Genomic DNA, 15,988 nt, shown 5'->3' on the forward strand with positions numbered 1-15,988 from the left:
ATGCTCTTCAGCGAACTCATGGCAGCGCTTTCCACCCGTGCGATCCGACTCCAGCGCGAGGAGGCCGACCTGCTGGTCGACGGCGCCGATGATGCCCTCGACGATGCCCTGTGGGACGCCTTGGCCGCCCACAAGCCGGCCCTGCTGGAGATGCTCGCGAACCACGGCGACGACTGGCACAGCCCGGCGCTGCGCGCGACCCCCGAGATGCTGCCGCTGGCCGAACTGGACCAGGCGGCGATCGACCGCATCGTCGCCAGCGTGCCCGGCGGGGTGGCCAACCTGCAGGACATCTACCCGCTGGCGCCGCTGCAGGAGGGCATGCTCTACCATCACCTGAGCGCCCGCGCCGGCGACCCCTACGTGCTCCAGGCGCAGTTGCGCTTCGCCAGCCCGGCGCACCTGGAGGCCTTCGCCGAGGCCCTGGACTGGGTGATCCAGCGCCACGACATCCTGCGCACGGCGATGGCCTGGGAACGGCTCGATGCCCCGCGCCAGGTGGTCTGGCGCCAGGCCCCGCTGGTCCGCGAAAGCCTCCAGCTGGCGGTGGGCGAAGCGCCGCTGGGCCAGTTGCGTGCGCGCTTCGACAGCGGCCACTACCGCATGGACCTGCGCCAGGCGCCGCTGCTGCGCCTGGTCGATGCCCGGGGCGCAAACGGCGAGGTGGTGGCCCTGTTGCTGTTCCACCACACGGTCATGGACCACACCGGCCTGGACATCGTCCGCCGCGAGATCCACGCGCGCCTGGCCGGCGAGGGCGAGCGCCTGCCCGCCGCGGTGCCGTTCCGCGACCTGCTGGCCAGGACCGTGCTGGCCCGTGACGAGCAGGCCCATGAGACGTTCTTCCGCGCCATGCTGGCGGATATCGACGAGCCGACCCTGGCCTTCGGCGTGGCGGAGCTGGCCGGCCACGCCGTGCAAGAGGCGCGGTTGACCTTGCCCACGGCCCTCAGCCGGCGCCTGCGCGCCCAGGCCAGGCAGTTGGGGGCGAGCCCGGCGAGCGTCATGCACCTGGGCCTGGCGCGGTTGCTCGGGGCGCTGTCCGGGCGCGACACGGTGGTGTTCGGCAGCGTGCTGCTCGGGCGCATGGCCGCAGGCCTTGGCGGCGAACAGGCGCTGGGCATGTTCATCAACACCTTGCCATTGCGCGTCGACCTGGCCGGGCAGGGCGTGCGCGACGCCCTGCTGGCCACCCACCGCCAGCTCACCGCGCTGCTCGACCACGAACAGGCGCCGCTGGCCCTGGCCCAGCGTTGCAGCGCGGTGGCGGCACCGGCGCCGCTGTTCAACAGCATGCTCAACTACCGCCACAGCGGTGCCGCCGACGCCGCCGAGGTGATCGCCGTGGCGCCGGGCATCGATGTGGTCGGTGCCCAGGAGCGTACCAACTACCCGCTGGCGGTGGCGGTCGATGATCTGGGCGAAGACCTGCGCCTGACCGTCCAGGCCCTGGCCGCCTGGGGTGCCGAGCGCCTGTGCGGGCAATTGCTGCAGGTGTTCGGCGAGCTGGCCGAGGCCCTGGAGCGCGAGCCTGGGCGGCCGCTGTTGCAGCTGTCGGTGCTGCCCGCCCAGGAACGCCAGTTGCTGCTGGTCGACTGCAACGCCAGCGCCGCGGCGCCGGCGCCTGATCTGCCGCTGCATGGTTTGTTCGAACAGCAGGCCGCCGCGCGTCCCGCGGCCATCGCGGTGCAGGCCGAGGACGGCGAACTGAGCTATGGCGCGCTCAACGAGCAGGCCAACCGCCTGGCCCATCACCTGATCGGCCTGGGCGTCGGCCCGGACCTGCGCGTGGCGATCTGCGTCGAGCGCGGACCGGCCCTGCTGGTGGGCTTGCTGGCGATCCTCAAGGCCGGTGGCGCCTATGTGCCGCTCGACCCCAGCTACCCCGCCGAGCGGATCCGCCACATGCTCGCCGACAGCGCGCCGTTGGCGGTGCTGGTGCAAGGCGCCACCCGTGACCGGGTGGGCCAGGGGGCTGCGCCGCTGGTCGATCTCGACCAGCCGAGCTGGGCCTCGCTGCCGTCCAGCAACCCTGAGGTGCCGGGGTTGACTGCGCAGCACCTGGCCTACGTGATCTACACCTCCGGCTCCACCGGCCAGCCCAAGGGCGTGATGGTGGAGCACCGCAACGTGGTCAACCTGGTGCACTGGAGCGACCAGTTGATCGCCGCCAACCCCCAGGGGGCGCTGCTGCACAAGACCCCGGTGAGCTTCGACGCCTCGGTGTGGGAGCTGTTCTGGCCACTGTGCACCGGCTTGCGCCTGGTGTTGGCGCGGCCAGACGGCCAGCGCGAGCCCGGCTACCTGATCGAGCTGATCCGCCAGCGCCAGGTCAGCGTGGTGCAGTTCGTGCCGGCGCTGCTGCAGCAGTTCCTCGATGAACCTGACAGCGCCTGCTGCGAGAGCCTCGGCGATATCGTCTGCGGTGGCGGCGAACTGACCGAGGCCCTGGCGCGCCAGGTGCGCGAGCGCCTGCCGCAGGTGCGCCTGCACAACGTCTACGGCCCCACCGAGACCACGGTCGACTGCACGTCCTGGACCCTGGAACCCCAGGCGCCGCTGCCTGAGGGCGCCTTGCCGATCGGCCGGCCCATCGCCCACACCCGCTTGTATGTCCTCGACAGTGCCGACCAGCCGCTGCCGTGGGGCGTGGCCGGGCACCTGCATATCGGCGGCGCCGGCGTGGCCCGGGGCTACCTGGGGCTGCCCGAGCAGCAGGCCGAGCGTTTCATCGCCAGCCCGTTCGTGGCCGGCGAGCGCCTGTACCGCAGCGGCGACCTGGTGCGCCAGCGCGCCGACGGCGTGCTGGAGTTCCTCGGGCGCAACGACCATCAGATCAAGCTGCGCGGCCTGCGCATCGAGCCGGGCGAGATCGAGGCGGCCCTGGCGCGTGTTGCCGGCGTGCGCGAGGCGCTGGTGCGGGTGCATGAGCATGCCCACGGCGGGCCGCAACTGGTGGCCTACTACAGTGGCGCGGCGCACGCCGCCGAGCAGCTGCGCGCGGCCTTGCTCGGCCAGTTGCCGGAGTACATGGTGCCGGCGCTGTTCATCCACCTGGCGGCGATGCCGCTGACCGCCAACGGCAAGGTCGACCGCAAGGCCCTGCCGGCACCCGAGGCGCCGCTGCGCCAGTACCAGGCCCCGCAGGGCGAGGTCGAGCAATGCCTGGCGGCGATCTGGGCCGAGCTGCTGGGTGTCGAGCGGGTGGGCCGGGACGACAATTTCTTCGAACTCGGCGGCCATTCGCTGCTGGCGGTGCGCCTGGTGGAGCGCATGCGCCGGCAGGACCTGCACGCCGACGTGCGCGTGCTGTTCGGCCAACCGACCCTGGCCGCGCTGGCTGCCAGCGTCACCGGCCAGGCGCGCATCGAGGTGCCGGCCAACCGTATCGTCGCCGGTTGCACGCGGATCACCCCGCAACTGCTGCCCCTGGCCAGCATCGACCAGGCCGGCATCGACCAGGTGGTGGCGCAGATTCCTGGCGGCGTGGCCAATATCCAGGACCTCTATGCCTTGGCGCCGTTGCAGCAGGGCATCCTCTACCATCACCTGGCCAGCGCGGGCGCCGACCCCTATGTGGTCCAGGCCCGCTTCGCCTTCGCCGGGCAAGGGCAACTGGACGCCTTTGTCGCGGCGCTGAACCAGGTGATCGCGCGCCACGACATCCTGCGTACCAGCCTGCACTGGCAGGGCCTGGAGGCGCCGGTACAGGTGGTCTGGCGCCAGGCGCCGCTGAGCCTGAGCCCGGCATTGGCGGTGCCGCGCCTGGACCTGGGCCACGCGCCGTTGCTGCGCTTGAGCCGCGAGGTGGTGGACGGCCGCTTGCAGGGGACCTTGCTGCTGCACCATATCCTGCTCGACCACACGGCGGTGGAGCAGCTGGTGGCCGAAGTCGGTGCCTTGCTGCAGGGCCAGGCCGAGCTGGCGCCGAGCATTCCCTATCGCAACTACGTGGCCCAGGCGCGCCTGGGCGCCGATAGCCAGGCCGACGAGGCGATGTTCCGCGAACTGCTGGGCGATATCGACGAACCGACCGAGGTGTACGGCCTGCGCGAGGCCAGTGTCGACCAGCGGCCGGTGCGCGATACCCGCCTGGCGCTGGCGCCGGCCCTGGCCCTGCGGCTGCGCGAGCAGGCACGGGCATTGGGCTTGAGCGTCGCCAGCCTGTTCCATCAGGCCTGGGGCCAGGTGCTGGCGCAGTTGTCCGGGCGTGAGGAGGTGGTGTTCGGCACCGTGCTGTTGGGCCGCCTGCAAGGCGGCGAAGGCGCTGACCGGGCGCTGGGCATGTTCATCAACACCTTGCCGCTGCGGGTGAGTGTCGGCAGCGCCAGTGCGGTGCAAGGCGTGCGCCTGACCCACCAGCGCCTGGCGCGCCTGCTTGAGCGCGAGCAGGCCTCGCTGGCCCTGGCCCAGCGCTGCAGCGGGGTGCCGGCGGCGCGGGCGTTGTTCACCAGCTTGCTGAATTTCCGCCAGAGTGCCGGCCAGTCGTCCCAGGGACCGAGCTGGCAAGGCATCGAACTGCTGAGCGCGCAGGAGCACAGCAGCTACCCGCTGGTGGTCAGCGTCGACGACTATGGCAGCGATTTCAGGTTGACCGTGCAGAGCGTGGCGCCGGTCGATGGCGAGCAGGTCTGCCAACTGTTGCAGATGGCCCTGGTGCGCCTGGTGACGGCGCTGGAGCAGACGCCCGAGCGCGCATTGCACAGCCTGCATGGCCTGCCCGCAGCCGAGCACGACAGGGTACTGCGCGGCTTCAACGGCACTGCTCGCGATTATCCACGCGAGCAGCCCGTGCATCGGCTGTTCGAGGCCCACGCCGTGCGCACGCCAGCGGCGCTGGCGGTGCTGCAGGGCGAACGCCGCTGGAGCTATGCCGAGCTCGAGACCCAGGCCAATCGCCTGGCGCAGCACCTGGTGGAACTGGGCGTGCAGGCCGGCGAGCGGGTGGCGTTGCTGCTGCCGCGCTCGTTCGACCTGCTGGCGGCGCAGTTGGCGGTGAGCAAGTGCGCGGCGGTGTTCGTGCCGCTGGATGGCAATGCGCCGCTGGAGCGCCAGGCGTTCATGGTCAGTGACAGCCAGGCGCGGCTGCTGCTGACCCACAGCGACCAGGCGCTGATCGATGCGGCGCGACGGGTCGAACTCGACCAGCTCGTGCTCGATGGCTACCCGGACCAAGCACCGCAGCGTACGGCAGATGCCGGCAGCGCGGCCTACATCATGTACACCTCCGGCTCCACCGGCACGCCGAAGGGCGTGCCGGTGCCGCACCGGGCCATCGTGCGCCTGGTGATCAACAACGGCTTTGCCGATTTCAACAGCCAGGACCGCGTGGCCTTCGCCTCCAACCCGGCATTCGACGCCAGCACCCTGGAAGTCTGGGCGCCGCTGCTCAATGGCGGCGCGGTGGTGGTGATCGAGCAGGACCAGGTGCTGTCGCGCCAGGCCTTGCGCGAAGCGCTGCTGAGCCAGGGCGTGACGGTGCTGTGGTTGACGGCGGGCTTGTTCCACCAGTTCGCCGACGACCTGCTGCCGGCCTTTAGCCAACTGCGCTACCTGATGGTGGGCGGCGACGTGCTCGACCCGGCGGTGATCGCCCGGGTGCTGCGCGACGGTGCCCCGCAACACTTGCTCAACGGCTATGGCCCGACCGAGGCCACCACCTTCAGCACCACCCATGAGATCACTCAGGTGGGCGAGGGCAGCATTCCGATCGGCAAGCCGATCGGCAACGCCCGCTGCTATGTGCTGGACGCCCGCCAGCAGTTGCTGCCGGTGGGTGCCGTTGGCGAGCTGTACATCGCCGGCGACGGCGTGGCCCTGGGTTACCTGGGCCAGCCGGAGCTGACTGCCGAGCGCTTCCTGGCGGACCCGTTCAACGGCGGCACTATGTACCGCAGTGGCGACCTGGTCTGCTGGCAGGCCGACGGCACCTTGCGCTACCTGGGCCGGGCCGACCAGCAGGTCAAGCTGCGCGGCTTCCGTATCGAGCTGGGCGAGATCGAGGCACGCCTGGGCGAATGCCCGGGGGTGCGCGACACGGCGGTGGTGGTGCGCGAGGACGAACCGGGCGACAAGCGCCTGGTGGCCTACTTCACCGGTGACGCGCCGGCGCTTGCCGCGCTGCACGAGCGCCTGCAAGGCCAGCTGCCGGACTACATGCTGCCTGCGGCCTACGTGCACCTGGACGAACTGCCCCTGACCGCCAACGGCAAGCTCGACCGCCGGGCGCTGCCGGCCCCGGGCCGCGAGGCCGTGGTCAGCCGCGCCTTCGAGGCGCCCCAGGGCGAGATCGAGGCGGCCTTGGCGGCGATCTGGGCCGAGGTGCTCAAGGTCGAGCAGGTGGGGCGCCACGATCACTTCTTCGAACTGGGTGGCCACTCGCTGCTGGCGGTGAGCCTGATCGAGCGCATGCGCAAGGCCGGCCTGGACGCCGATGTGCGCGTGCTGTTCGCCCAGCCGACCCTGGCCGCCCTGGCGGCGGCGGTCGGCAGTGGCCGCGAGGTCGAGGTGCCGGCCAACCGCGTGCCGGTCGATGCCACGCAGATCACCCCCGCCATGCTCAGCCTGATCGCGCTGGACCAGGCCAGCATCGAGCGCATCGTCGCCACGGTGCCGGGCGGCGCGGCCAACGTGCAGGAAATCTACCCGCTGGCGCCGTTGCAGCAAGGCATCCTCTATCACCACCTGAGCGCCGAACAAGGCGACCCATACCTGCTGCAATCGCGCCTGGGGTTCGACAGCCTGGCGCGCTTGCAGGCCTGGGCCGCGGCGCTGCAGCAGGTGATCGACCGCCACGATATCCTGCGCACCTCGGTGGTGTGGGAGGGGCTGGCCGAGCCGGTGCAGGTGGTCTGGCGCCAGGCGCGTCTGGCGGTGACCGAGGTCACCGGGCTGGGCGAAACGGCAGTGCTCGAGGCGCTCCAGGCGCGCTTCGATGCCCGCCAGCAGCGCCTGGACCTGACCCAGGCACCGCTGCTGCGGCTGTTGTTCGCCGAGGACCGGCGCCACGGCGAATGGGTGGCGTTGCTGCAGTTCCACCACCTGACCCTCGACCACGCCGCCATGGCGGTGATCGGCGAAGAGCTGCAGGTGCTGCTGGAGGGCCGTGGCGACACGCTGCCGGCGGCGGTGCCGTACCGCAACTATGTCGCCCAGGTGTGCCTGGGCGAGGACCTGGCCGGCCACGAGGCGTTCTTCCGCGCGCAACTGGGCGATGTCCAGGCGCCGACCCTGCCGTATGGCCTGGCCGATGTGCAGGGTGATGGCGCAGCGTTGGCGCAGGCCCAGTTGCAATTGGCCCCGGCCCAGGCCCAGGCCGTGCGCGAACTGGCCCGGCAACAGGGCGTCAGCGCCGCCAGCCTGATGCACCTGGCCTGGGCGCGGGTGGTGGGGATGCTCGCCGGTCGCCAGGACGTGGTGTTCGGCACCGTGCTGATGGGCCGCCTGCAAGGCGGCGAGGGCGCCGACCGGGCCCTGGGGATGTTCATCAACACCCTGCCGTTGCGGGTGGATGTGGCGCAACCGGTGGCCCAGGCCCTGCACACGACCCACCAGCGCCTGTCGGCACTGCTCGGCCACGAGCATGCGCCGCTGGCCCTGGCCCAGCGCTGCAGCGGTGTGGGGGTTGGCGCGCCGCTGTTCAGCGCCTTGCTCAACTACCGGCACAGCGCCGACCCTGTTGCAGGCGATGGCGAGGGTATCTGGCAGGGCGTGCGCCTGCTGGGCGGCGAGGAACGCAGCAACTACCCGCTGACCTTGAGCGTCGATGACCTGGGCGAGGGCTTCAGCCTCAGCGTGCTGGCCGCCGGCGGAATTTCGCCGGCACAGGTAGGGGGCTGGATGGTCAATGCCCTGGGCCAGTTGCTGCAGGCGTTGCAGCAGGCGCCGGAGCAAACCTTGCAACAGTCCTCGGTGCTCGATGAGGCGGCGTTGCAGCAGGTGCTGGTGGACTTCAACGCCAGCACCCAGGCCTATGCGCAAGGGCAGGTGATCCAGGCGCTGGTCGAAGCCCAGGCACCGCACGCCCTGGCGCTGGTGCAAGGCGAGCAGCGCCTGAGCTATGGCGAGCTGAACCGGCGCGCCAATCGCCTGGCCCATCACCTGATCGCCCGGGGTGTGAAACTCGCTGACCGGATTGCCCTGTGCCTTGAGCGCGGTCCGCAGCGCGTGATCGCCATGCTGGCCGCGCTCAAGGCCGGCGCGGCCTATGTACCGGTCGACCCGGCCTATCCGGCAGAGCGTATCGCCTACCTGCTCAGCGACAGCGCGCCGACCTGGGTGCTGGTCGAAGCCGCCACCGCCGGGTTGGTGGGGGAGGTGGCCAGCGTGGCAATCGACAGTGATGCCTGGCTGGATCAGCCGGACAGCAACCCGGTCGTCGAAGGGCTGGATGCGCAGCAACTGGCCTACGTGATCTACACCTCTGGCTCCACCGGCCAGCCCAAGGGCGTGATGGTCGAGCACCGCACCCTGGCCAACCTGGTGCATTGGCACTGCCAGGCCTTCGACGTGGGGGCCGGCAGCCAGACCTCCAGCGTCGCGGGCTTCGGCTTCGACGCCATGGCCTGGGAAGCCTGGCCGGCGCTGTGCGCCGGCGCAACCTTGCACCTGCCGCCCGCGCACATTGGCAGCGAGCACGTCGACGAGCTGCTGGACTGGTGGCTGGCGCAACCGCTGGAGGTCAGCTTCCTGCCGACACCGGTGGCCGAGCAGGCGCTGCGCCGCGAGCAGCAACACCCAAGCCTGCGCACGCTGCTGGTCGGTGGTGACCGTCTGCGTCATTTCGAGCGTGACCCCGGCTTCCAGCTGGTCAACAACTACGGCCCGACCGAAACCACGGTGGTAGCAACCTCCGGCCTGCTTCTGCCAGGCGGGGCGCTGCACATTGGCAAACCGACCGCCAACACCCGGGTCTATGTGCTGGATGAGCAGCGTCAGCCGGTGCCAGTCGGCGTGGTCGGCGAGCTGTATATCGGCGGCGCCCAGGTGGCGCGCGGTTACCTCAACCGCCCGGAACTGACCGCCGAGCGCTTCCTCGCCGATCCGTTCAACGGCGGCCGGATGTACCGCAGCGGCGACCTGGTGCGCTGGAACGCCGACGGCACCCTGGACTACCAGGGCCGCAACGACGACCAGGTGAAGATCCGTGGCGTGCGGGTCGAGCTGGGCGAAATCGAGGCCGCGCTCAAGGCCCAGCCGGGCATCGCCGATGCCGTGGTGCTGGTGCGCAACGAGCGCCTGCTGGCCTGGTTCACCGCAACCGACGAGGCGCTGGACAGCGAGGCGCTGCGCCAGGGCCTGCAAGCCCGCTTGCCGGCTCATCTGCTGCCGCAAGCCTTGGTTCAGCTGCAAGCGCTGCCACTGACCGCCCACGGCAAGCTAGACCGCAAGGCATTGCCGGAGCCTGCCGTGCTCGGCAGCCAGGCGTACGTCATGCCCGAAGGCCCGGTGGAAACCGCCATCGCCGCGCTTTGGGCCGAAGTGCTGGGCCTGGAGCAGGTCGGCCGCCACGACAACTTCTTCGAGCTGGGCGGCCATTCGCTGCTGGCGGTCAGCCTGACCGCGCGCCTGCGCCAGGCCGGCCTGGAGGCCGATGTACGCACGCTGTTCGGCCAGCCGACCGTGGCGGCCCTGGCCGCCACCCTCGGCCAGGGCCGCCGGGTCGAGGTGCCGGCCAACCGCATCCCGGCGGGCTGCACGCAGATCACCCCAGACTTGCTGCCCCTGGTCAGCCTGGAGCAAGCCGCCATCGAGCGCATCGTCGCCACGGTGCCGGGCGGCGCGGCCAACGTGCAGGACATCTACCCCCTGGCACCCTTGCAGGAGGGCATTCTCTACCACCACCTCAGCTCGCCCGAGCACGACCCTTACGTGCTGCAATCGCGCATGGCCTTTGCCAGCCACGAGCGCTTGCAGGCCTTCGCCGCCGCGCTGCAAAGCGCCATCGACCGGCATGACGTGCTGCGCACCGCGGTGCTCTGGGAAGGCCTGGCGCAGCCGCTGCAGGTGGTCTGGCGCCAGGCCGCGCTGCAGGTGGCGCCGCTCGCCGGGCAAAATCTGCAAGGCATGGACCTGGGCCAGGCGCCGCTGATCCGCCTGCTGCATCAGCAGGTGGATGGGCGGGTCGAAGCCTTGTTGCAGTTCCACCATATCGTCCTCGACCACACCGCCCTGGAGATCGTCGGCGCCGAGTTGCTCGGCTACCTGCGCGGTGCGCCGGCCCCGGGGCAAGCGCCGGTGCCGTACCGCAACTATGTGGCCCAGGCGCGGCTGGGCGTCAGCCAGGCCGAGCACGAGGCGTTCTTCCGCGCGCAACTGGGCGATATCGACGAACCGACCCTGCCGTACGGCCTGAGCGACGTGCAAGGCGACGGCCAGGCCATCGAGGAGGCCCAGCTGTGGCTGGACGACGCCTTGGCCTTGCGCCTGCGCCAACAGGCCCGGCAGTTGGGCATCAGCGTCGCCAGCCTGTTCCACCTGGCCTACGGGCGCCTGCTGGCGGCCGTCAGCGGCCGTGACAGCGTGGTGTTCGGCACCGTGCTGCTGGGGCGGCTGGAAGGCGGCGAGGGCGCCGAACGGGCGTTGGGCATGTTCATCAACACCCTGCCACTGCGCCTGGACCTGGCCGGCGTCAGCCTGGGCGATGCGCTCCAGGCCACCCAGCAGCGCCTCAGCGCGCTGCTGGCCCACGAGCACGCCTCGCTGGCCCTGGCCCAGCGCTGCAGTGGCGTGCCGGCCCCGGCGCCGTTGTTCAGCGCCATGCTCAACTACCGTCACGGCCAGGTGGCCGACGAGGCGCGGCGCCTGGACTGGCAAGGTATCGAGTTCCTCGACGGCCAGGAGCGCAGCAACTACCCGCTGAGCCTGAGCGTCGATGACATGGGCGAGCGCCTGCGCCTGGTGGCCATGGCCCCGGCCACGGTGGGCGCGATGCGCGTGTGCGAACAACTGCAACAGGTGCTGCAGGCGCTGGCCGACGGGCTGGACAGCCAGCCTGGGCAGGCGCTGCTGGCGCTGCCGGTGCTGCTCGCCAGCGAGCGTGAGTACCTGCTGCGAACCTGCAATGCCACGGCGCAGCCCCATGACCTTGGGCAACCGATCCAGCGGCTGTTCGAGCAGCAGGCCGCGCGTACCCCGGATGCGATTGCCGTGCAGGCCGCGGGCCAGGCACTGAGCTACTCGCAGTTGAACGCCCAGGCCAACCAGCTGGCCCACCACCTGATCGAGCTGGGGGTGGGCCCCGATGCGCGGGTGGCAATCTGTGTGGCGCGTGGCGTGCCGCTGGTGGTCGGTTTGCTGGCCATTCTCAAGGCCGGCGGCGCCTACGTGCCGCTCGACCCGGACTACCCGGCCGAGCGGGTGCGGCACATGCTCAACGACAGCCAGCCCCGCGCGGTGCTGGTGCAGGGCGCCACCCGCGGCTTGCCAGGCGAACTGGCAGTGCCGCTGGTCGACCTCGACCAGCCGGGCTGGGCTGCCCAGGCCGAGGATAACCCCATGGTCCCTGGCCTGAGCGCCAGCCACCTGGCCTATGTGATCTACACCTCCGGCTCCACCGGGGTGCCCAAGGGCGTGATGGTCGAGCACCGCAACCTGGTCAACCTGGTGCGCTGGAGCCAGCGCCAGTTCCCGGTCGAGGGCGCGGTACTGCACAAGACGCCGGTGAGCTTCGATGCCTCGGTGTGGGAGCTGTTCTGGCCGCTGTGCAGCGGCCTGCGCCTGGTGCTGGCGCGCCCGGATGGCCAGCGCGATCCGCAGTACCTGGTCGAGCTGATCGAGCGCCAGCAGGTCGGCGTGGTGCAGTTCGTGCCGGCCTTGCTCCAGCAGTTCCTCGAGCAGCCGGACAGCGCCCGTTGCACCCACCTCAGCGATATCGTCTGTGGCGGCGGCGAACTGACCGAAGCCCTGGTGCGCCAGGTGCGCGAGCGCCTGCCACAGGTGCGCCTGCACAACGTCTACGGCCCCACCGAAACCACCGTGGATTGCAGCGTCTGCACGCTGCACCCCGACGCCCCCGTGCCCCAGGGCGCGCTGCCGATTGGCCGGCCGATCGACAACACCCACTTGTATGTGCTCGACGCCCACGACCAGCCCGTGCCCTGGGGCGTGGCTGGCCAGCTGCACATCGGCGGCGCCGGTGTCGCCCGTGGCTACCTTGGCCTGGCGCAGCAACAGGCCGAGCGTTTCATCGCCAGCCCGTTCAACCCCGACGAGCGCCTGTACCGCAGTGGCGACCGGGTACGCCAGCTGGCCGACGGCACCTTGCAGTTCCTTGGCCGTATCGACCACCAGGTCAAGCTGCGCGGCCTGCGCATCGAGCCTGGCGAGATCGAAGCCTGCCTGAACCGGGTGCCCGGTGTCGGCGAGGCGCTGGTGCTGGTGCACGAGCACCCGCACAGTGGCCCGCGGCTGGTCGCCTACCACACAGGTCAAGCGCAGGCCGCCGACAGCTTGCGCGCAGCGCTGCTGCAGCAGCTGCCGGAGTACATGGTGCCGGCGCTGTTCGTCCACCTGGCGGCCATGCCGCTGACCCCCAACGGCAAGCCCGACCGCAAGGCCTTGCCAGTGCCTGACGTGCAGCCGAGCCAGTACCAGGCGCCCGAGGGCGAGACCGAAACCTTGCTGGCCGACATCTGGGCGCAGTTGCTGGGCGTCGAGCGGGTCGGGCGCCACGACAACTTCTTCGCCCTCGGTGGCCACTCGCTGCTGGCGGTCAGCCTCACCGCGCGCCTGCGCCAGGCCGGGTTGCAGGTGGATGTCCGCACCCTGTTCGGCCAGCCGAGCGTGGCGGCCCTGGCGGCGACCCTCGGCCAAGGTCACGAGGTGCCGGTAGCGGCCAACCTGATTCCGGCGGGCTGCACCCGCATCACCCCCGAGTTGCTGCCGCTGATCGAGCTGGACCAGGCGGCGATCGAGCAGATCGTCGCCTGCGTGCCGGGCGGTGCGGCCAACGTGCAGGATATCTATCCGCTGGCACCGTTGCAGGAGGGCATCCTCTACCTGCACCTGAGCAGCGCCGCCGCCGACCCCTATGCCTTGCGCGCGCAGCTGCGCTTCGACAGCCCGGCGCGCCTGGACGCGTTCGCCCAGGCCCTGGAGCAGGTCATCGCACGGCACGATATCCTGCGCACCGCGGTGCTCTGGGAAGGCCTGGCGCAGCCGGTGCAAGTGGTCTGGCGCCAGGCGCCGCTGCAGCTGCTGCCACTGGAGGCGCGCCACCTGGCACGCCTGGACCTGGCCCAGGCGCCGCTGATCCGCCTGTTGCATCGCCCCGAGGCGGGCAGTACGCGGGTCGAGGCGGTGTTGCAGTTCCACCATATCGTCCTCGACCACGTCGCCATGCAGGCCGTGCAGGCCGAGATGCGCAGCTACCTGCTGGGGCAGGACCTGGCGTTGCCGCCTTCGGTGCCCTACCGCAACTACGTGGTGCAGGCGCGCCAGGGCGTCAGCGAAGCGCAGCACGAGGCGTTCTTCCGCGCGCAGCTGGGCGATATCGACGAACCGAGCCTGCCGTTCGGCCTGCGCGAGGTGCAGGGCGACGGCCCGGCCAGCGAGCTGGCCGAGGTGGCGTTCGCCGGCCAGCGCTACCAGCGCCTGCGCGAACAGGCGCGGCAATTGGGGGTGAGCAACGCCTGCCTGCTGCACCTGGCCTGGGCGCGGCTGCTGGCGGCCGCCTGCGGCAAGGACCGGGTGGTGTTCGGCACGGTGCTGCTGGGCCGCCTGCAAGGCGGCGAGGGCAGCGAGCGGGCACTGGGGATGTTCATCAATACCTTGCCGCTGCGCGTCGAGCTGGCGGGGGTCAGCGTGCGCGAAGGCGTGCAGGCGCTACAGCGCGACCTGTCGGCGCTGCTGGTGCACGAGCACGCCTCGCTGGCCCTGGCCCAGCGGTGCAGCCAGGTGGCCGCGCCGTTGCCGTTGTTCAGCGCCATGCTCAACTACCGCCAAAGCACGCGGGCGAGCGTGCAGGCGCAGGCCTGGCAAGGCATCGAGACCCTGGGCAGCGAAGGGCACAGCAACTACCCGCTGGCCCTGGATGTCGACGACTTCGGCGACGGCCTGCGCCTGGGCGTGCGGGTGACGCCACAGGTCGGCGCGCAGCGGCTCTGCGGGCAGTTGCTGCACGTGCTCGACGGCCTGTTGCAGGCCCTGGAACACCAGCCCAACGGCGCCTTGACCGGGGTGTCGGTGCTGGAGCCGGCCGAGCGCCGCCAGCTGCTGCAAGGCTTCAACGACACGGCGCGGGCTTACCACCTGGAGCAAACGCTGCATGGCTTGATCGAGGCCCAGGTACGGCGCACGCCGGACGCGCTGGCGGTCACGGCCGAGGAGGGCGTGCTCACTTATTGCCAGCTGGATGAACAGGCCAACCGCCTGGCCCATCACCTGATCGAGTTGGGGGTGAAACCCGATGATCGGGTGGCGATTTGCGTCGAACGCGGCCTGTCGATGGTGATTGGCCTGTTGGCCATCCTCAAGGCGGGCGGCGCTTATGTACCGCTCGATCCTGAGTACCCGGCCGAGCGCATTGGCCATATGCTCAGCGACAGCGCGCCGGTGGCGGTGCTGGTGCAGGCGGCCACCCGCGCGGTGGCCGCGGGCGCACGCCAGGTCGATCTCGACCAGCCCACCTGGCTGGCGCAGCCGGCCACGGCGCCGCAGGTAGCCGGGCTGACCCCGCGCCACCTGGCCTATGTGATCTACACCTCCGGCTCCACCGGCCTGCCCAAGGGCGTGATGAACGAGCACGCCGGGGTGGTCAACCGCCTGTTGTGGATGCAGGACGCCTATCCGTTGGGCGCCGCCGACGTGGTCCTGCAGAAGACCCCGTTCAGCTTCGACGTGTCGGTGTGGGAGTTGCTCTGGCCGCTGCAAACCGGCGCCCGGCTGGTGATGGCCCGCCCCGGTGGGCACCGCGACCCCGAGTACCTGCGCGAGGTGATCCGCGCCGAGCAGGTCAGCACCTTGCACTTCGTGCCGTCGATGCTGGATGTGTTCCTCGCCCATGGCCAGGTGCAGCCTGAACGCCTCAAGCGCGTGCTGTGCAGCGGCGAAGCGCTGCCCGGCAGCCTGGTGCGCAGGTTCCAGGCGCAGCTGCCGAGCGTCGAGCTGCACAACCTCTACGGCCCGACCGAAGCGGCGGTGGACGTCAGCGCCTGGCACTGCCTGACGGCGCCGGACAACACGCCGATCGGCAAGCCGATCGCCAACACCACCCTGTACGTGCTCGATGCCCATGGCCAACCGGTGCCGCGCGGCGTGCCGGGCGAGCTGTACATCGGCGGCGTGCAGGTGGCCCGTGGCTACCTCAACCGCGCCGAACTGACCGCCGAGCGCTTCATCGACGACCCGTTCGCCAACCATGCCGGTGCGCGCCTGTACCGCACCGGCGACCTGGCCCGGCACCTGGCCGATGGCAACCTCGAATACCTCGGGCGCAACGACGACCAGGTCAAGATCCGCGGCCTGCGCATCGAACTGGGCGAGATCCAGGCGTGCCTGACCCGTGTCGAGGGTATCAAGGAAGCCGTGGTGCTGGCCCGCGACCAGCGCCTGGTGGCCTACTACACCGGTGCCGCGCAGGCGCCCGACACGCTGCGCGCCGCGCTGCTGGAGCAGTTGCCGGCGTTCATGGTGCCTGCCTCGTTCACCCACCTGCAGGCACTGCCGCTGAGCCCCAACGGCAAGCTCGAGCGCAAGGCCCTGCCGGCGCCCGAGCTGGCGCAACAGGCCTACGAGGCGCCGCAGGGCGAGGTCGAGACGCTGTTGGCGCAGCTGTGGAGCGAACTGCTGGGCGTGGCCCAGGTGGGTCGGCATGACAACTTCTTCGAACTGGGCGGCCACTCGCTGCTGGCCGTGACCCTGACCGCGCGGCTGCGCAAGGCCGGCCTGCACGCCGACGTGCGCGTGCTGTTCGGCCAGCCGACCCTGGCGGCGCTGGCCGCGGCGGTGGGCGGCGAGGCGACGGCGCAGGTGCCGGCCAACCGCATCC

Annotated in this window: 1 protein-coding gene (running past one end of the window); it reads left to right on the forward strand. The window is 70.8% G+C overall.

Annotated elements, in window-relative coordinates:
• Nucleotides 1-15,988, forward strand: the 5' portion of a protein-coding gene (locus KSS95_RS14260) for a non-ribosomal peptide synthase/polyketide synthase (RefSeq protein WP_217847723.1). Its footprint extends 9,467 nt past the window's final position; 15,988 of the gene's 25,455 nt are visible here — the first part of the coding sequence; it begins with the start codon at nucleotides 1-3; its stop codon lies beyond the right edge, outside the window.

This window comes from Pseudomonas muyukensis, from assembly GCF_019139535.1.
Taxonomy (GTDB): Bacteria; Pseudomonadota; Gammaproteobacteria; order Pseudomonadales; family Pseudomonadaceae; genus Aquipseudomonas; species Aquipseudomonas muyukensis.